The 21,281-nt window shown below is 44.4% G+C and carries 8 protein-coding genes; 3 read left to right on the top strand and 5 right to left on the bottom strand.

Annotated features, from left to right (window positions below):
• The first annotated feature begins 162 nt into the window (after positions 1-162).
• Positions 163-591, top strand: a complete 429-nt coding sequence (locus tag QUB35_RS13325; protein ID WP_333107034.1) for a universal stress protein — start codon at positions 163-165, stop codon at positions 589-591.
• Between the two features lie 366 nt (positions 592-957).
• Positions 958-3,000, top strand: coding sequence for an ATP-binding protein (locus QUB35_RS13330; RefSeq protein ID WP_333142360.1), 2,043 nt, complete (start codon positions 958-960; stop codon positions 2,998-3,000).
• Positions 3,001-3,180: 180 nt separating this feature from the next.
• Here QUB35_RS13330 and QUB35_RS13335 read toward each other — a convergent pair whose 3' ends face one another.
• The 5 genes from QUB35_RS13335 to QUB35_RS13355 form a co-directional block, all read right to left on the bottom strand.
• Positions 3,181-4,509, bottom strand: coding sequence for a carbamoylphosphate synthase large subunit (locus QUB35_RS13335; protein ID WP_333142361.1), 1,329 nt, complete (start codon positions 4,507-4,509; stop codon positions 3,181-3,183).
• A 142-nt stretch (positions 4,510-4,651) separates the two neighbouring features.
• On the bottom strand, positions 4,652-5,545 hold the full coding sequence (locus QUB35_RS13340; RefSeq protein ID WP_333142362.1) for an isoaspartyl peptidase/L-asparaginase family protein: 894 nt from the start codon (positions 5,543-5,545) through the stop codon (positions 4,652-4,654).
• A 574-nt stretch (positions 5,546-6,119) separates the two neighbouring features.
• Positions 6,120-11,885, bottom strand: coding sequence for an AAA family ATPase (locus QUB35_RS13345; RefSeq protein ID WP_333142363.1), 5,766 nt, complete (start codon positions 11,883-11,885; stop codon positions 6,120-6,122).
• A gap of 138 nt (positions 11,886-12,023) precedes the next feature.
• Positions 12,024-12,287 (bottom strand): hypothetical protein, encoded by a 264-nt coding sequence (locus QUB35_RS13350; RefSeq protein ID WP_333142364.1) that lies wholly within the window; start codon positions 12,285-12,287, stop codon positions 12,024-12,026.
• Positions 12,268-18,399, bottom strand: coding sequence for an AAA family ATPase (locus tag QUB35_RS13355; protein WP_333142365.1), 6,132 nt, complete (start codon positions 18,397-18,399; stop codon positions 12,268-12,270). Before QUB35_RS13355 ends, QUB35_RS13350 begins: the two co-directional genes overlap by 20 nt.
• Before the next feature lie 567 nt (positions 18,400-18,966).
• On the opposite strand from QUB35_RS13355, the gene QUB35_RS13360 reads away from it, so the two are divergent.
• Positions 18,967-21,281: filamentous hemagglutinin N-terminal domain-containing protein (locus QUB35_RS13360; protein WP_333142366.1), on the top strand; the 2,315-nt coding region annotated here is incomplete at its 3' end.

Raw genomic sequence — 21,281 nt, forward strand, 5'->3', positions numbered from 1 at the left:
AGAAACCCGGTTTCTTCCAGAATCTTGCTTAAATGACGCAATTATGTTAAGAAACCGGGTTTCGGGGTAGGTAATAATGATGTTGGTGGGAAGGGCGAAATTGTGGAAAGTAGGCGACAATCAGCGAAAAGTTAAAGTCTAGTATCTGAAATTTAAAGGTGCATGGTATTGAATACTGTTTTGGTAGCGATCGACAATTCAGAGTTAGCGACTCAGGTATTGCAAGTTGTAGGGCAATTTCAGCTAGAACCGACGGCAAAGGTGATTCTAGTTCATGTTGTCAGTTCTGGTAGGTCGGATTTTGACGCGGTTGTCGATCGACCTCACGCTCAGGGAGATGAGATTGCTTACCGAGAGGTGGAGAAGTTACTGCAATCTTATCAGGAAAAGTTGCCTTGCCAGAGCGAATTGGAGATTGTTTCGGGACAACCAGCAGAAGAAATTGTGCGTTTGGCTCATATCTATAAAGCCGATTTAATTGCGATCGGCTGTCGGGGTTTGACTGGTTTAAAGCGAATTTTGGAGGGTTCGGTGAGTGCGGAGGTTGTGGCTGAGGCTCCTTGTTCGGTGTTGGTGGTGCGGGCGAAGTAAGTAGGCCGGTAAATGCGATCGACTATTGCATTTACATAAACCAAGATAGCTATTAATATCATTTGTTAGTTGAATGTAAAAATTAACGACTTATCAAATATATGCTATTTGGTCAATTTACCGACCAACGGAAAAATAAAAAACTTCCAGTAAGCGATCGCTTGTAACCGCAGATTAACGGGGCTACAAAAAGGGCGAGTCACGATCGGGATAGCTCCGCTTCAGGCTTCTTTGATGAATTGATATTATGATAGACAAAGAACCAATGGCTAAGCATTATCATCTATGCCTCCAACTGCGAATTGTCTAAAAATTCCTCTGCGCGGTGTTCTTGTTGTTCCATTTGTTCTACAAATCTTTACAGCAGTGAGCTTAACAGGTTGGCTTTCCTTACGCAATGGACAAAAAGCGGTTAACGATGTGGCGGCTCAACTTCGTCAGGAACTAATAGCACGCATTGAAGGAGAACTCAAGCAATATATCAACAAACCTCATGATATCAATCGTGTGAATTCAGTCGCTTTTGCACAGGGCCACATGGACATGGTGAATGGCCGCAACGCTAAGCAATTGTTGACCCAAGTGCAAATCTCCCCTTTTGTTTTTGGCTCCTATTGTGGCGATGCCCAAGGACATTATCTAGGGGCCGCTCGTCGAGAGTCAACAATCGCGATGACTGCGAGTAATCAAGAAACAAACTATCATTTTACTTCTTATGAAATGGATAATAGAGGCGATCGGCAAAAATTCCTAGAACAGGTAAACTCTTCTTACGATCCTCGCCAACGCCCCTGGTATCTTTCTGCTGTGAAAGCAGGGAGGCCTACTTGGAGCAATATTTTTGTGAATATTGTCAACAATGGTAAGCCTGCAATTACTGCCAGCGAACCTGTCTATGACTCAGAAGGTAAACTTGTGGGTGTCTGTGCCACTCTTGTTGTCCTCTCAGAAAATTTAAGGGAATTTCTGGGAAGTTTGTCTATTGGTAAAACAGGTAAGGCTTTTGTGATGGAGCGATCTGGTTCAATGATTTCTAGTTCCACCAAAGAGCCACTAATCAAAGGACAAGGTAAAGCTCAGAAGATGATTTACGCCGTGGAAAGTAGCGAACCATTTGTGCGGGAGACAGCTAAATATTTGCAGAAATATTTTGGTAACTTTGACCAAATTCATAAATCTGAACAGTTAGAATTTACCCTCAACAGTGAACGGCAGTTTGTTCAGTTGCTACCGCTGAATGATGGTAGAGGTATAGATTGGCTAATTGTAGTCGTCGTGCCTGAATCGGATTTTATGGAGCAAATAAATTATAATAGAAATACGACGATTATCCTTTGTCTGTTATCACTGGTAATCGCCACAGGATTAGCAATTATCACTTCACAATGGATAGCTAAACCTATTCGGCAATTGAGTCAAGCCAGTCAGGCGATCGCCGGTGGAAATTTCGAGCAAAATGTTTCCGACACTCTCGTAGAGGAATTGGTAAGTTTATCAGTATCTTTTAATCAAATGAGTCACGAATTAAAGAACTCTTACCAAACCCTTGAACAAAAAGTAGAAGAACGCACTCAAGAACTACGGGAGACTCAAGCCCAACTCATCCAAAGTGAGAAAATGTCATCTCTGGGGCAACTGGTAGCCGGGATTGCCCATGAAGTGAATAATCCCGCGAATTTTATTCACGGTAATTTATCTCATCTTAGCCAATATACCCAAGATTTACTAGAGCTAGTACAGCTTTATCAAAAGTATTATCCCCAGCCGGTATCGGAGATTCAAGCCAAGTCGGAAGATATTGAGATAGAATTTTTGAGCGAAGACTTATCAAAACTGCTCAAGTCTATGCAAGTAGGTTCTGAACGTATCCGCGATATTGTTAAATCTCTACGGAACTTTTCTCGATTGGACGAAGCAGATATCAAAGCAGTCGATATCCATGAAGGCATTGAAAGCACCCTGATGATTCTGCAAAATCGTCTCAAGGCCAGACACACACATCCAGAGATTGAAGTGATCAAAGAGTACGGTAATCTGCCGCAGATCGAATGTTATGCAGGACAGCTTAACCAGGTATTTATGAATATTCTGACAAATGCTCTGGATGCTTTAGATGAGCGAGATCGGGTGGAGAAAAAGACAATTCGGATTAGTACGAGTCTGTATAACTCAGAATTGATCAGAATTTGTATTGCTGATAATGGGTGTGGCATCACAGAGGAAGTCAAAAAACGGCTATTTGACCCATTTTTTACCACCAAACCGGTAGGAAAAGGTACGGGAATGGGGATGTCTATTAGTTATCAAATTGTGATCCAAAAGCATAAAGGGAAACTGTGGTGTACATCAGAACCCGGAGAAAGAACAGAGTTTTGGATCGAAATTCCCCTCAATCAAAGTGTTATTTAGTTGAGGATATTCGCGAAGTGTGGCATTATCTTGCCGAACCCGATGAATCTGGTCACTTCAAAGCTGTGGAACCTTCAATTTTGATTTTTGATGGCCCGTTTGCCGATATCACCGAAGCCTGCGATCGAGATGAGCGGGAAAACCGCATAACCGCTGCAATCGGTAGAATAGATATTAACCCTATTGCTGCAATCCCTTACTGTGCAACTTCTGCTCGATGTGCTGCATATCCTTCATATCCTCACCAGCAACTATCCCGTAAATTTCCGTGTAGATTTTCCCGTATTTAACCTTCTCTAAAGCTGACAAGATTATCAAGTCCTTGCGATCGAGTTCGGGTTTCAGGGTGACAAGAATCGATTCCAAAGTCCCATCCATTCGCCAGTCACTCGAATATTTAGCCACCTCCTTTCCCAGCCCCAGTAAGGTATGGCGCTGCACACAAAGCGGAGTCGAGCCATTAACTCGGAAATTGGCATCAATGGCATACAACTGTCCCTCAGAATCTTCCAGCACGTCGAAGCCAATAACGCCGAAATAACCCTGTTGGTGAGCATATTTACCAATAGCGGCAATCATCTCAAAAAACCTACTCATGTCGGTTTCGCGGTAGTGAATCAGTCCCCCTAAATAGCTGCCCTCTGGAGTGACAAGTTGGCCGGTAGTGCCGATAAGCGTGATATTTCCCGTTTTGCTTACATAGAACTGCACGCAATAGTTCTGCACTTCATTCTTGACGAATTCCGAGACAATAATCGTATCCAGCAACTTAATATCGAGATATTTCCTCACTTCCTGCAAGCAGTAGTTCAGATCGCTGGCGCTTTTGATAATATAAGTGCCTTCTCCAGAAAGTCCGTGGGATGTTTTAATCAAGTAGGGGAATTGCTCTGGTAACTGAATGCTTTCGAGATTGACTTCGTGCAGATTGTAGCTTTCGTATTTCGGACATTGCACGCCTAATTCTGCTAGCGTTGCTTTGCTGAGCAAGTGGTAGTGGATGTCGGGATGAACGGCGTGTTTTTCGGGTTTGAGATTGTCGAAGGGAAATAGAGTCAGGAGTTTGTCAAAGCGATCGCTTACGCTGAGATCTTCGAGATAAGTTGAGCAGTCTATCATCTCCATACTGCTGTTGCTGAAGCCCAAATGCTCCCGCCAATAGTCAATCAGCGAGTTCGGCGGGTGATTAATCACAATTCCTGGGATGGCATCGCCTAACACTGCCAGATTTTTCCAAGGTTCCTTCTGGCCAATCTTGTCGAAAGAAGTTTTGGTGGCTTCACTGCTGCCGTCTTGAATAAAGTATTTTTCCCTGTTGGGGTAAGCAGCCCAACTGGCAGTTGCAGGGTAATTGAGGATGAACGCATAACGTGCATCTGTGATGTCTGGAGCAAACAAATCGGAAAGAGAATTACCCTGAAAGTAAGGAAAGTCGTATGTTGAGTTCATAGGAATATCCAAGTCTAGTTTGAATTGAACTGTTTTTCCGGCCACTAAGTAGCTCGACATAATTAAAAGTAGGGTGGGCAATGCCCGCCCTACAAATTGAAAAACTGTTTATTGATGTCCAGCTACTTAATACCTAGGAAACAAGATATTAGTTGCGGAATTTTAACTCTCTGCAACTAGAGAGACTTTAACCTCAATAATTTCAACGATGGGCGAGTTGTTTTTTCTTAGTGAACACAGCCACCTTGTCCATTTCTGAGGTTCTATAAGCACAAGCCATGTCGGTTGAGTTATGCGCCCAGCCAACCCGCCCTTGAGGGTCTATGAGGATGCACCCAGCTTCTCCTGCCACCTTAGATGCCAGAGTCTCAATTGCCATCTTCGCTGCTTCGTCTGGGTGCTTGCCGGACGCTAGAATGTCGATCGCAGTCTTAGCTAGAACTACTGGCATAATGGACTCGCCATCGCCTGTGGTCGAGCAAGCGCCCTGTTGATTCTCCGCAAACAAGCCTGAGCCGATAATGGCGCTGTCGCCGACGCGACCGGCGGGCTTATTCATAGTGCCACCTGTTGAGGTACCGGCAACTAAAGTGCCACTACTATCCAAAGCTACACAACCAACGGTATTGGGGCGGTCAATAACTTCTTTTTCCTCCTCCCACTCTTCCTGTTGCTCATCTGCGATTAAGTCTTCTTTTGCAGACATCTCGGCTCCATTTTCTGCTGCAAAATGTTCGGCGTGATCCGCTACTAAGAACATGGGTTTTTTATCCATAATCTTTCGCGCCACGGAGATGGGATGGCGCACGCCTTGAACATTTGCGAGAGCTCCCCAAGCTAATGAACCGCCTTCCATCATCCCTGCGTCTAGCTCTACCTCTCCCTGGTTGTTGAGAACCGATCCAAAGCCTGCGTTAAATGTCTGGTCAGCTTCCAGAACCCGGATAGCTGCCTCAACAGCTTCTGCTGCGGTACCCCCGCTTGCGAGCACTGCCCAACCAGCTTCTGCTGCTGCGGTACAGCCTGCATTGTTGGCTGCAACCTTCTCTTCTGAGATGGTTTTTGCTCCACCGTGAACAATAATACTCAGTACCATAAATTTCCTTTTTTTAATAATCTTAAGCTCTACTTAAAAATTTATTACATTAATCAATTTTTAAGTAGTTTTTTCTCCTTCATAGTTTTATACATTAGCTGTGTTTAATTTGGGGTTCTTCTATCTTCAGAGATAATTATTTATGTCGAGTTTGGTGTTCCTCCAGACCTAGATTTTTACGAATAATTAATAAACATCTGACCAAATTTATGTCAATAGGGTGAGGCAATTTGGCTTCGAGTTAGTTAACAAAGTTGAAAGATTTAGGGAGTAAAGATGGGGTAAAACTTAAGACGATGCACTACACATTAACAGGCAAAATCGGTAAACCTGAAGGATGAGACTTTGAGATAAAATAAGTGCGATCGACCTTCACATCAGTCTGGATCTTTCTGCTTACCCGCCAAAAACTCCCGCAGCCGCAACAAACTAGCCGTTTGACCCAAATTCAGCCGTAGCAGCGAGACTCCCTCCAACCGAGACTGCACCCAACCGTCGCCCCAATACCACTGGTGAAAAATGAAAATGATCTCCCCCTCAAAGAATGTAGCGATCGAGCTTTGGACTTTTATGATTAATCTAAATGGTATAGCCTGTCTTTGATTTTTGTGCGAGTCCTTAAAGTAGACTGACAGCGTTCCCAGTAAATTTTAGAGACGCGATCGCCCGGATTCTGACGCCAACACTCGGCAAACAGCCGGGCCGCCTCAGCTAACTTCCTTTCCCAGTAAATTGCCCTCGCTTCTGCAAACAATTCCAGCGTAGCTAACTTGCCCGCTTTAATTTCTGGCGGGTCAGCATCAAACACCTCATAAACTGTTACTAATTCAGATTTTCCCTTGACTTTTACCGTATCGAGGGTGCGGATTGCGTACTGGGAGGGATTTTCTAAGCGCGAGTAAGTTTCCTGGGTGATTAACAGCGACACCCCATAATTTTTCGTCAAACTTTCCACGCGAGAAGCTAAATTCACCGCATCGCTGATTACCGTCCCGTCCATGCGATTTTGACCGCCCACCGTTCCCAGCATCAAAGTTCCAGTATTGATGCCAATCCCAATCTGAATCGGCGCACAGCCAAAATTAGCGCGATTTTGATTGTATTCAACCAGACAGTGCAGCATAGCAATTCCGGCTTTCACCGCATTATTCGCCTCGCCGCTAAACAGCGCCATAATCGCATCGCCAATATATTTATCAATAAACCCGTTATTTTCATTAATAACGGGTTCCATGCGAGAAAGATAGGAATTAATAAATCGGAAATTATCCTTCGGCGTCATAGTTTCCGAAAGCGTGGTGAAGTCGCGAATGTCGGAAAACAACACCGACATTTCTAACTGCACTTGGTCGCCCAATTCCACATCAATAATGCTTGATTTATCTAAAAACTGGAGGAACTGATTGGGAACGAAGCGCTCGTAAGCTTGGTTGAGTAGAAACAGTTCAGCGGTAAATCTGATTCGCTCTGTTTCGGCTTTTTTACGCTCCGTGATATCTTGAAAGGCTACAATTGCATAAGCAATGTTGTCCTTTTCATCATAGATGGGAGTACCCCAAGCCTCGATCGGAATAATCTTGTTGCCTTGGTGGATTTCCATATCCTCAGCGGTGGCACTTTCGCCCCTCAACGCTCGCACAATTGGCAATTCAGCAGAGGAATATTCCCGATCAGTACCAGCTTTATACACTTGATAAACCTCGGAGATTTGTTCGCTGGTAACTTGAGGAATAACTCCTTTACCTAATAATTGAATAGCAACGCGATTACTATAGTAAGGTTTGCCAGAAGCATCCAGCACTGACACCCCGACTGGAATTGCTTCTAAAAATTGAGCGAGTCTGTTCTCACTTTCGCGTACTTCTGTATAAAGCTTAGAATTTTGGATCGAGATCGCCGCCTGTCCAGATAACAGTTTTAATAGTTCCACTCTTTCTGGGGTAAAAGCTCCGGCTGTCAGGTTATTTTCTAGGTAAACAATACTAATAATTTGAGATTGGTTAATCTGTGGCACGCATAAAATTGATTTGGGCTGATGCTTTTGGATGTAGGGGTCGTTGGTAAATTGTCCCTCTCGGACAGCATCATCCAGTACCACGCTTTCTTGAGTGCGGGCCACATAGTTGACAATTGCGGAGGAAAGTTCTTGACAGGTTTCAACGGGGATTGACTGCAACACGGTGACTTGTTCGGAGTTTATGGCTCCTTCAGCTTCAACCAGTAGCTTTCCCTGACTTGAGAAAATCAGATAGCCTCTTTGCGCCGCCGCATTCTCAATCAAAATTTTCATTAAGTTAGACATTAGCTTATCTAGCATTATTTCGCCCGAAATTGCGCTCGTTCCTTTCATTACTGTGGTTATATCTAACTTATTACCCGAACCAGTAGTTATCACTGTTGCTGTAGTTTTAGTGTTTTTCCTTCCCGGTTGAATTGCCGCCAATAACTGAGGATATCGCGCTTCTAAATCCGTTACCTTAGCAGTGGCTCCCCATTGGATATAACAATAATACGCCTCAATCATGTAGAGTTGGGCAAATTTTTCTTTACCCCATTCTAGGTAAAATTTGGCTGCGAGTTCGTTGGCAAGGGCTTCTTCGTTGAGAAATTGATTTTCTTTAGCGAGGGAGATGGCGCGATCGTACATTTCAATCGCCTCAGCTTTATTACCCAACACCCGTTGCCGTTCTGCCTCAACTAAATACCATTTATGCAGATAATTCATCGGAGCATTTTGCGCCCACTCTTCGAGGGTGGTTCGATCAATTTCTACTAAGCCAAGAATTTCTGTTTGCTCAATTGCTGGCTGTGTGGGGAAGAGTGCCAAGTGTGTCAGAGCTGCATAGAAATGGAAAATGGGAACAAGAACTAATCCCGATACTGCCATTAAATACTGTTTGGCTTGAGCAATGTAGTCGATCGCAGCCGTGTAATTGCCATAGCAGTAAGCAAGCAGCAGTTTGTAGATGTAGGCAGTAGCGATCGCCGTGAATTCATTAACCTCATGGTGTTTAGGAATCATCACCGTTTCATCGTAGGCAGAGCCGATTAAGCAATCCGACAGAATCCCGTCTTCCCTCAAGTTCAACACCATCTGCTGCGTCATATCTAAATAAACCTGAGCAGAATATTGCTTTACCTGGGCCATGACAGCACTGTAAGCTGCTATTTCGGGTTCCCAGGTATCCAGTTCTACCCCACTGAAAAAGTTGGTATGAAAGTAAAAACCTAGGTTGTTGCCAGCCTGTAGAAAATCGCCAGTTTCTATGCTAGCCGTATAGCCCTCTTTCAGCGTTGATATCGCTGCTCTCATAGCTTCCTGATGATGCTGAATCATGGCCCCAAACAGAACTAAAATGACGGGCTTGAATTCCTGAATATTAAAGTGTTCGAGCAATGAGAGTGCTAATTTGCCAAAGGCATAGCCAGTTTCTACTTGTTTCAAAAAACTACACAACACTATACCGTGAATTGCATACCCCTCGCTTGATGCCGGTGCATTTCCAAAAGAGAGCGATAAACTCACCATTGTCGAGCTAAGCAGTGGTAGTAATTCTGGCAGTCCCTGGTAAATGGGTGAAATCAACATTCCTAACAGTTGCATAGTTGCCTGAGTATGAAGATCGGTCATCACAGGCAGGTTAATCAATTCTTCTACCCTTCTTCCCTGGAGTTGACTGGCAAGGGTTTGTAGAGCTTTGTTAATCAAGGCTTCGTCAGGTTCGGGAGGCAGTTCAACTCCTAATTGCAAGAGTGCATCTCTACCGACTGCGATCGCCTCCAACATCTTGCCTTGGGCTGCATGAGTAGCGATTTGAATTTCGTAAATTTTAATTTTGTCTAAAATCGTCTTAGCTTCTTGCAATACCAATGCTGCCATCTGTTCCATACCCTCAAAGTCAGCATTCAAATAGGCAGCTTCGGTAGCAGCAACATAGAGATTCAGGGTCAATTCATACTGAAGAAGCCAGCAGTTGGCTGTTAGTAGCTCCATCCCTGTTTGCAGATAGACCATTGCGGCTGCATAGGCGGTAGAACTTCTCGCTTTACCTCCCGCTTCTAAGTTGAGTTGGGCTAAGGCTTCTCGTTCGCTTAATTGATTGATTAAATCAATTCCTTGATTAAAATGCCCCACTATATCAAAGAGTTTGTCTTCTCTTTCTATCTCCGAATAATTTTGGAGGAGTAACTGTCCGATTGTGAGATGAGTAGCTTTTTTTTCGTTTTCGGGTATTAGGGAATAAGCCGCTTGCTGGACGCGATCGTGGAGGAACTTATAAATTGGGTTAGTAACAGACTGATTCAGGGATTGAAAGTCTGTTTGAATTAAGCTATAGCCTTCTGTAATCTGTAAAATGAGTCCTTCTTGCAAGGCTTTCCACAATGCTGATGCCGTTTGTTCTGATAATTCTTCACTGACTACTGCCAACGTCTCTAAATCAAATTGCGCCCCAATGCACGCGGCAAGTTTGAGGACATCCTGAGTTTCTTTCGGCAGCTTCTGCAATTGCGCCGCCATAAACTCCACCACATCCGAGGCGTGGGTAAGTCTAGCTTGAGCAATATCGCACTGCCACCCCCCTTTACTTCCCCCCTTACTAAGGGGGGACACAGGGGGGTCAAAAGTAATTTGACCCTCTTCATGCAACGCCTTGAGGAATTGAGTCGAGAAAAAGGGATTACCTTTGGTTTTTTCATAAACCAATTCTGTCAACGGTTGAGAAGAGGATAAATTACAAATCAGCGTATCTGCCACCAACTGGTTGAGATCGGCTAAACTCAACGGTTGCAGGTTAATAGTATTTACCACAGCCCCAGACTTAATAATCTCATCCACTGTCAACATAAACGGATGAACAGGGGAAACTTCATTATCCCGATAAGCACCCAACACCAACAGATGCCCCCTATCCTCCATCAACAGTTGTAGCAACTTCAAAGATGCGCCATCGGCCCACTGCAAATCATCCAAAAACATCACTAACGGATGTGAGGCAGTAGTAAATACTTGCACAAACTTTTGCATCAGCAAATTAAACCGATTTTGGGTGGCACTCCCCGACAGTTCTAGTGCAGGAGGTTGAGGGCCAAGGATGCGTTCTAATTCAGGAATCACCTCAATCAGCACTTGCCCACTCTCGCCCACGGCTGTCAAAATCTTGGTTTTCCAGGTTTGTAACTGAGCATCACTTTCTGATAATAATTGCCTCATCAATTCCCGAAAAGCTTGCACAAATGCACTGAAGGGAATAGTGCGTTGAAATTGGTCGTATTTGCCTTTAATAAAATAGCCACGCTGTCTGGCTATAGGCTTGTGGACTTCCTTCACTACTGCGGTTTTACCAATCCCAGAAAAGCCAGCCACCAGCATCATTTCGGCGCTACCGATACTGACTCGTTCAAAGGCAGCTAATAGATGATCGACTTCACTTTCTCTGCCGTAGAGTTTTTCGGGAATCAGGAAACGGTCTGTAATATCTCGCCTTCCCAAGTCAAATTCTTCTATGCTGTCGGTTTGTTGTAATTGAAGCAGACACATTTCTAAATCATGCTTTATCCCCAAGGCAGTTTGATAGCGGTTTTCGGCATTCTTCCCCATCAATTTACTGACAATTTGAGACACAATTAGGGGGATTTCTGGATTGATTTCGTGCGGAGGAACTGGCTGTCTAGCAATATGGCAGTGAACTATCTCTAAAGCATCTTTTGTCTCAAAAGGCAATTTTCCTGTCAGCAATTCGTAGAAGGTGACGCCGAGGGAGTAAAAGTCAGTACGGTAATCGAGAGTGCGATTCATCCTGCCAGTTTGTTCTGGCGAGATATAAGCGAGGGTTCCTTCCAGAACGCCGGGGTTTTTCAGGGTTGGCGTTTCTCGCGTTAGCTGAGTAGAAATACCAAAGTCGATAATTTTTAATTGTTTTGTTTCGGGGTTGTAAACAATATTCGAGGGGTTAATATCTTTGTGGATGATGTTGGCGCTGTGAATTTTTCCTAAAATTTCAGTAGTGGCGATCGCAATTTGTAAAAATTCCTCCAGAGTAAACTTTCGCTGCTGCATCCAAATTGTCAAGGATTCCCCGCCAAAGTCCTCGACAAACATCACGAGGCTGTTTTGGTATTTTTGCAAGTCATAAACCCGCACGACTCCCGCCTCTTTCAACTCTTGGGTGATGCGGTATTCGGTGCGGTAGCGCACCAATTCTTGAGGTGTGGGGTAGTTTTCTTTGAGCAGTTTGAGGATAATTGGCCCTTTATCTGCTTCCCGAATCGCCCGGTAAACCAGAGAGTTGACACTTTCGTAAAGCAGCGTCTCGACAGCAACGCCTGGAAGAGAGAGCATATTGATTTTTTTGCTAAAAATTAACGCTAAGTCAAAAGGCACCAGCTTTGTGTATAGAATAGCACGTTAGAAAGGTAATTTTTTTTTGTAACAAATGTTTAGTTTTTAATGTAGCGATCGAGCTTTGGACTTTTATGATTAATCTATATTGTGTGGGCTGTCTTTGATTTTTGTGCGAGTCCTTAAAGTAGACTGACAGCGTTCCCAGTAAATTTTAGCGACGGCATCGCCCGGATTCTGACGCCAACACTCGGCAAACACCCGCGCCGCCTCAGCTAACTTCCCTTCCAAGTAATTTGCCCTCGCTTCTGCAAACAATTCCAGCGTAGCTAACTTGCCCGCTTTGATTTCTGGCGGGTCAGCATCAAACACCTCATCAAGGTCACATAACTGCCATTCCATCAATCATAGCTGACTGAATAATTGTATAAGCCTCTACCCAAGCTTTCTCAGTTTCAGGTGTCCACTCTAAACCCATCTGCGCTTTCAGAGATTGAATGAGTGCATTGGCCACAACAGGAAAATGTTCTACTGAAACGCCATATTTGGCATGAGTTGCACCTAATCCTTTAGCAAAAACATTAATTAACTTAGGTTTCCGTAAATTTTCAATAATGATTTCTAAGCTTTGCCAAAGCTTTTCTTTTTGCTGTGCCATTCTTGTATTCATAAAAAGAGCTTTAATCTGAGAAGACTCATTAAAAAGTATTTCATAAAAGTTACTTACAAATTCATCAGAGTGAGGTTTTATTAATGCTAAACTTCTCTCTAAGAGTTCGATGTTTAAACTGATAGTTTTTTGTTCACACCAATCCCAATAAATTTGAGCAACTTGATCCGAAGGGCAGAGTTCTAAACATTGAGCAAATAATGCTGTGGCTTCGATAAATTTCTGTTGCCGATATAAGCTCAAAGCTTGATTAAATAAATCTTTAGTTGCTAATTTTCCTCGCTTTGTTTCAGGAATATCTGCCTCAAAAACTTCATAAATTGTAGATAAGTCTACTTTTCCCTTCACACTAATTTGAGCAATCATGCGAATAGCATAGTTGCTAGGATTAGCTAACTTATTAAAAGTCTGCTGTGTAATCAGTAAAGCAACACCATAATTTTTTGTTAATCCTTCCACACGAGCAGCTAAATTCACCGCATCACTAATTACCGTCGTATCCATGCGATTTGGTCCGCCCACCGTGCCTAACATTAAATTCCCAGTATTAATGCCAATGCCAATCTTAATCGGGGCATAGCCAGAATTAACCCGCTCTTGATTGTATACTTGAAGTTGATGCAGCATGGCAATACTGGCATTTACTGCATTATCAGCATTACCGCTAAATAGGGCCATAATCGCATCACCAATATATTTATCAATAAAGCCATGATTCTCAATAATCGCTGATTCCATCCGAGATAAATAAGCATTAATGAACTGAAAATTATCCTCCGGAGTCATACTTTCCGAAAGCGTGGTGAAGTCGCGAATATCAGAAAATAGCACTGACATTTCTAACTGCACTTGGTCGCCCAATTCGACATCGACAATGCTTGGTCTATCTAAAAAATGGAGGAACTGATTGGGGACGAAGCGCTCGTAAGCTTTGTTGAGTTGAAATAGTTCATTGGTGAACCTTATCTGCTCTGTTTCGGCTTTTTTGCGCTCCGTTATATCTTGAAATGCTGCTAGACCGTAGGCAATATTGCTCTGATTATCATAGATAGGCGTTCCCCAAACTTCGATGGGTACAACCTTGTCAGGCTGGTAGATTTCCATATCATTAACAGTGGAACTTTCGCCATTTAATGCCCGCACTCCAGGCATTTTTTCAGCAGGATACGGATTGGAAGTGTCCGCAGTATATAGTTGATAAACCTCTGCGAATTGCTCGGACGTGGCATCAGGCGCAACTCCTTTTCCCAGAAGCTGCTGCCCCTTCTGATTAACGTAGTAAGGTGTACCACTGGGTTTGATTACAACTATCCCTACTGGCATAGCTTCTAGGAATTGAGTCAGCCTGGTTTCATTTTCGCGTACTTCTGTATAGAGTTTAGAATTTTGAATCGATATAGCCGCTTGTCCAGATAACACTTTTAATAGTTCCACTCTTTCTGGGGTAAAAGCTCCGGCTGTCAGATTGTTTTCTAGGTAAACAATACTGACGATTTGAGCTTGGTTAATCAGCGGCACGCATAAAATTGATTTGGGCTGATTTTTGTGGATGTAATGGTCGTTGGTAAATTGTCCCTCTCGGACAGCATCATCTAGTACCACGCTTTCTTGAGTGCGGGCCACATAATTGACAATTGCGGAGGAAAGTTCTTGACAATCTTCAACGGGGATTGACTGCAACACGGTGACTTGTGGGGAATTTATTGCCCCTTCAGCTTCAATTAACAGCTTTTCCTGGGTTAATAAAATTAGATATCCTCTTTGCGCCCCTGCACTTTCGATCAAAATTTTCATCAAGCTAGACAGTAGCTTATCTAGCATAATTTCTCCAGAAATTGCCTGAGAAGCTTTCATTACTGTGCTGACATCTAAGTTTTTAACCAAACCCGTGGTCGTTACAGTTCCGGTAGTTTTAGTGTTTTTTCTTCCGGCTTGAATAGGTTTTAATAAGTGGGGGTATCGCGTTTCTAAATCTTTTACCTTAGCAGTGGCTCCCCATTGGATATAACAATAATACGCCTCAATCATGTAGAGTTGGGCAAATTTTTCTTTATTCCATTCTAGATAAAACTTGGCTGCTAGTTCGTTGGCTATTGCTTCTTCATTGAGGAATAGATTTTGTTTAGCTCCAGCAATGGCGCGCTCGTACATTTCAATCGCCTCAACTTTATTACCCAAAACGCGATGTTTTTCGGCCTCAACCAAATACCATTTATGCAAATGATTCATCGGAGCATTTTGCGCCCACTGTTGCAGAGTCGTTTGATGGGCTTGGGCCTGAGTAAGAATTTCAGCTTGCTCGGTTCCTGGCTGTGTGGGGAAGAGTGCCAAGTGCGTCAAAGCTGCATAAAAATGGAAAGCGGGAACAAAAACCGATCCCGATACTGCCATTAAATACTGTTGACCTTGGGCAATGTAGTTTAGGGCAGCCGTATAATTGCCATAGCAGTAAGCAAGCAGCAGTTTGTAGATGTAGACAGCAGCGATCGCTGTCAGGTCATTGTTCTGATGGTGCTTAGAAATCATCACGGTTTCATCGTAGGCAGTTCCGATTAAGCAATCCGACAGAATACAGGCTTCCCTCAAATTCTTCACCGTCTGCTGCGTCATATTCAACAAACCCTGGGCAGAATATTGCTTTACCTGCGCCATGACAGCGCTGTAACCTGCTATTTCTGATGCCCAACTGTCTAGTTCTACCCCACCGAAGAAATGGACATAAAAGTAACCACTTATGTTGTAGCCAGCATTTAGAAAATCACCAGTTTCCATGCCCGCCGTATAGCCATCTTTCAGCGTCGGTATCGTTGCTAAGAGAGCTTCTTGGCGATGCTGAATAAAACCCCCAAACACAATTATAATTTGAGACTTGAATTCCCGCATATTGAACCGATCCAGCAATGAGAATGCCAATTTACCAAAGTCATAGCCCGTTTCGACATCTCCAAAAAAAGCACACAAAACCAGTCCGTGAATCGCATACCCCACGCTTGATGCGGGTGCATTCCCAAAGGAGAGCGATAAACTCACCATCCTGGAGCTAAGTAGGGGCAGCAAACCCGGCATTCCCTGGAAAATGGTTGCAAACAATATTCCTAACAATTGCATAGCTGCCTGAGTCTGGGAATCGGTCATCACAGGCAAGTCAACCAGTTCTTCAATCTGTCTACCCTGGAGTTGGTTGGCAAGGTTTTGTAACGCTTTGCCAATCAAGGCTTCATCAGGTTCGGTGGGTAGATCAATCCCCAATTGCAAGAGTGCATTTCTGCCTACTGCGATCGCCTCCAACATCTTGCCCTGGGCTGTCAGGGCGGCAATTTGAATTTCGTAAATTTTAACTTTGTCTAAAATCGTCTGAGCATTCTGCAATACCTCTGCTGCCATCTGTTCCATGCCCTCAAAGTCAGCATTCAAATACGCAGCTTCGGTAGCAGCAATATAGAGATTCAGGGTCAATTCATACTGACTTTGCCAGCAGTTGACTGTCAGTAGCTCAATTCCTGTTTGCAGATAGATATTGGCCGCAGCGTAGGCGGTAGAATTTCTTGCCTTACGTCCGGCTTCTAAGTTAAGTTGTGCTAAAGCTTCCCGCTCGCTTGGCTGGCTGATTAATTCTTGCCCTAAATTCAAATGCCCGACAATATCAAATAGTTTTTCCTCTCTTTCTATGTCCGAATATTTGTGTAGGAATAAATGTCCAATTTTGAGATGAGTGGCTTGTTTTTCGTTTTCGGGTATTAGGGAATAAGCTGCTTCCTGGACGCGATCGTGCAAGAACTTATAAGTGGGATTAGCAACAGACCCAGGAGGGGATTGAGCATCTGCTTGAATCAAGTTATAGCCTTCTGCCATCACTAAAATGAGTCCTTCAAGCAAGGCTTTCCATAGCACTGATCCCGTTGGATCGGGTACTTCTTCGCTGACTACTGCTAATGTATCTAAATCAAACTGCGCCCCAATGCAAGCCGCCAATTTTAGAACATCCTGAGTTTCTTTCGGCAACTTCTGCAATTGCACCGCCATAAACTCCACCACATCCGAGGCGTGGGTAAGTCTAACTTGAGCAATATCGCACTGCCACCCCCCTTGACTGCCCCCCTTACTAAGAAGGGATTGAGGGCGGTCAAAAATAATCAGCCCATCTTCATGCAACGCCTTGAGGAATTGAGTAGAGAAAAAGGGATTTCCTTGAGTTTTTTCATAAACCAATTCTGTCAAAGGTTGAGCAAAAGATAAATCACAAATCAGCGTATCTGCTACCAACTGATTGAGATCTGCTAAACTCAACGGTTGCAGGGTAATCGTATTCACTGCTGCCCCAGACTTCACAATCTCATCCACTGTTAACATAAACGGATGAACAGGTGACACTTCATTATCCCGATAAGCACCCAACACCAATAGATGCCCTGTATTTTCCATCAATAGTTGTAGCAATTTCAGAGATGCTGAATCCGCCCACTGTAAATCATCCAAAAATATCACTAAGGGATGTGAGGCAGTAGTAAATACTTGCACAAACTTTTGCATCAACAGATTAAAGCGATTTTGGGCGGCACTTCCCGACAATTCTAGTGCAGGATTTTGAGCGCCAATAATGCGTTCTAACTCAGGAATCACCTCAATCAGCACTTGCCCGCTCTCGCCTACTGCTGTCAGAATCTTGGTTTTCCATGTTTGTAAATGAGCCTCGGATTCTGATAATAACTTCCCCATCAATTGCCGAAATGCTTGCACAAATGCACTGAAGGGGATATTGCGCTGGAATTGGTCGTATTTGCCTTTAATAAAATAGCCTCCTTGTCGGGCTATAGGCTTATGGACTTCGTTCACTACTGCGGTTTTACCAATTCCCGATAAGCCGGCCACCAACATCATTTCGGCGCTACCTGTACTGACTCCTTCAAAGGCTGCTAATAGATGAGAAACTTCCATTTCCCTACCGTAAAGCTTTTCGGTAATTAAAAAACGGTCGGTAATATCCCGCGTTCCCAAGGCAAACTGCTCAATGTTACCCGTTGCTTGTACTTGAACCAGACACATTTCTAGATCGTGCTTTATCCCCCCTGCTGTTTGATAGCGGTTTTCCGCATTTTTAGCCATCAATTTACTGAAAATTTGAGACATAATTACGGGAATTTGTGTCTCGATTTCGTGCGGAGGAACTGGTTGTCTGGCAATGTGGCAGTGAACTAGCTCTAAAGCCTCTTCTGTCTCAAAAGGCAATTTTCCTGTCAGCAATTCGTAGAAGGTAACGCCGAGGGAGTAAAAGTCAGTACGGTAATCGATAGAGCGATTCATCCTACCAGTTTGTTCTGGTGAGATGTATGCAAGGGTTCCTTCCAGAATGCCGGGGTTTTTCAGTATCGGTGTTTCTCTGGTTAGCTGAGTGGAAATGCCAAAGTCAATAATTTTTAATTGTTTCGTTTCCGGGTTGTAAACAATATTCGAGGGGTTAATATCTTTGTGGATAATATTGGCGCTGTGAATTTGCCCTAATGCTTCCGTGGTGGCGATCGCAATTTGCAAAAATTCCTCTAGAGTAAAGGAGGGCTGCTGCATCCAAATTGTCAAGGATTCGCCGCCAAAGTCCTCCACAAACATCACGAGGCTATTTTGGTATTTTTGCAAGTCATAAACTTGTATGACTCCCGGCTCTTTTAGCTCTTGGGTGATGCGGTATTCGGTGCGGTAGCGCACCAATTCTTGAGGTGTGGGGTAGTTTTCTTTGAGCAGTTTGAGGATAATTGGCTCTTTATCTGCTTCCCGAATCGCCCGGTAAACCAGAGAGTTGACACTTTCGTAAAGCAGCGTCTGGACAGCAACGCCTGGAATAGAGAGCATATTGGTTTTTTTGGTAAAAATTAAAGCTAACTCAAAACGCACTAGCTTTCTGTATACAATAGCGCGTTTGAAAGGAAAAAAAAATCTTTTTGTAACAAATGTTTAGTTTGTCCGGTAGCAGCCTGCAAATACTTTGTGGTAGCCCCGATCGCGCTCGCCTAATTTGTATGGTGCACCAACAGTCGATCGCACTTTTGCTTTGATTTTCAGCCCACATTACGCAGCCTGGAGTGTGACACAGCATAATTACGCAGAAAACTCTATTTTTAAAGTAATAAATTATGGCTTTAAAACGTTTTTTATCAGTCTATGTACGGTATAAAACTATAAATCCTACCTGTATTGCTGGCTAAAAACAAGTAAAAACCGATCGTGACAGTTGAGAGTGCAGAATGTGATATGCAGGTATAGCAACCGCCCTGATGGTGACGAGGTTCTTAATCGCTAAGTCTACGCCACAGTTGACCGCACTGAGTAGCTAATACCTTAAAATTATAATTGTCAGATACGTGCTCTGCCAGCTCAAAGCTAATGAAACTAGCCTTATTTTCTATACATGGTGCTGCAATGCTAGCGAGCGCAGCCACTATTGTCAGTACAGCGGTGGTACAAGCACAACCCATTGTTCCTGCACACGATCGCACTGGCACTACTGTCACACCTAGTGGCGATCGCTTGAATATTACAGGCGGCCAAACTTCTAGAGATGGAGCGAATCTTTTCCACAGTTTTCAACAGTTTGGGCTTAGGGAAGGGGAGACTGCTAATTTTATCTCTAATCCCGCTATTCGCAACATTCTGGGTCGGGTAGTAGGCGGCAATCCTTCTATTATTAATGGTTTAATTCAAGTAAGTGGCGGCAATTCCAACCTGTTTTTAATAAATCCTTCGGGCATTATCTTTGGCCCTAATGCTAGCTTGAATCTTCCGGCGGGTTTTACAGCTACTACTGCTACTAACATCGGTTTTGATTCCGTTTTGTTCAATGTGGCAGGGGCAAACGATTACAGTACGCTGATAGGAACTCCCAACACTTTTTACTTTAATCTCAGCCAACCGGGAAGTATCGTCAATGCAGGTAATTTAGCTGTTGTGCCGGGACAAAGTATAACTTTAATCGGCGGTACTGTCGTCAGCACTGGTTCTATCCATGCTCCCCAAGGTAATATTATTGTCGCTGCTGTCCCCGGTAAAAATGCTGTTCGTATTAGTCAAGAAGGGCATTTATTAAGTTTAGAAATTGGGGTTGTTGACGGGGGATTGTTGGCACAGAATGGGCAATTATCTCTGCCTTTGTCTCTTCCGCAATTGCTTGCGGGCCCAGGTGGGAACTCTGCTACTGGTATCTCCGTTAACGGTGCAGGAGAAGTGGTTTTGACGGGGGGTTTGAGGGTGGAAAGCGGAGATGTGGCGATCGCTAGTTCTACTGTTAATAGTCAGAATGCTACACTCTCGGCTGCACGTAATCTCACTTTGGTAGAAAGCCAGCTACTTACTGAGAACAATTTGTTTCTGTTGGCAGGAGATACGGTGCGGGTGAGGGATGGCAGTTATCCTTTCAGGGCGATCGCAGGCGGCAATCTTACTATACAAGGTAATCAAAATATTGATATCTTCGCCCTAAATTACCCTAACCCTGCATTCCAATCCTCCGGGGATATCACATTATTTAGCAATGGCAATGTTTCGGGTGATGCTCACTTCGCTGCGCGTGGTAATTTTTCTATTCTCACATTGTCTGGCAACGGCGCCAGTTTTGTGAGTTTGTACGACCCGATTATTAGCTCGGATGGAGATGTGAGATTTGGGGATTATACTGGAACCTCACTTAAGGTAGAAGCAAAAGGCGCGATCGCGGCGGGAGATATTACCATCAATGGGCCAGATACTACTTTGTCAGGTTCCGCCGATCCAGATGCGGCGGTGCTTTCAGGTAGTGCAGCTTTAATTTTGCGATCGGGCGTTTCGACTCTGGCGAATGCTGCCAATTTGCCGCCGAATGTCACCGCAGGGGAGACATTTTTTGCTTCACCGGGTGTTGCTTCGGGCAATAGCATCGGAGTGGGAGCGATTTCGACAGTAGGCGGGCCTGTGATTTTGGAGTCAGCAGGGGACATTGCGTTGGATGCGATCGCCACTTCTGGGGGTAATATTACTCTCAAAGCTGCCAGCGACATCGCCGTTACAGGCACTCTTCAGTCTACTGGCGGCAGTATTGACCTCACGGCTGGCAATCTTCTCACAGTCAGCGGCACTTTTACAGATAGTAACGGTGTAAATGCGAGCATTTCCAGCGCTAATGGCACAAGTGGCGGCGCGATTACTATTCGCCACGCGGGGAGCACGACTACACCTTTTATTGTCGGCGATGCGACAACGAATGGGACGACGGGAGCCATTACATCAGGTTCGGAGACTATTTCGCCACAATTCCCGGTGCCGGTGCCGCCAAGCACTTACACTCAGGGCAATATTGCGATCAGTTCTTCCGCGCCATCTCCAACACCGGAACCAACACCATCGCCGACACCGGAACCGACACCGGAACCGACACCGGAACCAACGCCGGAACCAACGCCGGAACCGACACCGGAACCAACGCCGGAACCGACACCGGAACCAACACCGGAACCGACACCATCTCCTACACCATCTCCTACACCATCTCCTACACCGGAACCAACACCGGAACCGACACCATCTCCTACACCGGAACCAACACCACAACCGACACCATCTCCAACCCCACTACCAACGCCGGAACCGACACCACAACCGACACCATCTCCAACCCCACTACCAACGCCGGAACCGACACCACAACCGATACCATCTCCAACCCCACTACCAACGCCGGAACCGACACCACAACCGATACCATC

It is taken from the genome of Microcoleus sp. B13-B6, from assembly GCF_036705405.1.
Lineage (GTDB): Bacteria > Cyanobacteriota > Cyanobacteriia > Cyanobacteriales > Microcoleaceae > Microcoleus.

Excerpts from the sequence above, each read along its gene's own strand:
- QUB35_RS13325 (WP_333107034.1), top strand. The coding sequence starts at position 163 with ATGGTATTGAATACTGTTTTGGTAGCGATCGACAATTCAGAGTTAGCG.
- QUB35_RS13335 (WP_333142361.1), bottom strand. The coding sequence starts at position 4,509 with ATGTCGAGCTACTTAGTGGCCGGAAAAACAGTTCAATTCAAACTAGAC.
- QUB35_RS13340 (WP_333142362.1), bottom strand. The coding sequence starts at position 5,545 with ATGGTACTGAGTATTATTGTTCACGGTGGAGCAAAAACCATCTCAGAA.
- QUB35_RS13345 (WP_333142363.1), bottom strand. The coding sequence starts at position 11,885 with ATGCTCTCTCTTCCAGGCGTTGCTGTCGAGACGCTGCTTTACGAAAGT.
- QUB35_RS13350 (WP_333142364.1), bottom strand. The coding sequence starts at position 12,287 with ATGGAATGGCAGTTATGTGACCTTGATGAGGTGTTTGATGCTGACCCG.
- QUB35_RS13355 (WP_333142365.1), bottom strand. The coding sequence starts at position 18,399 with ATGCTCTCTATTCCAGGCGTTGCTGTCCAGACGCTGCTTTACGAAAGT.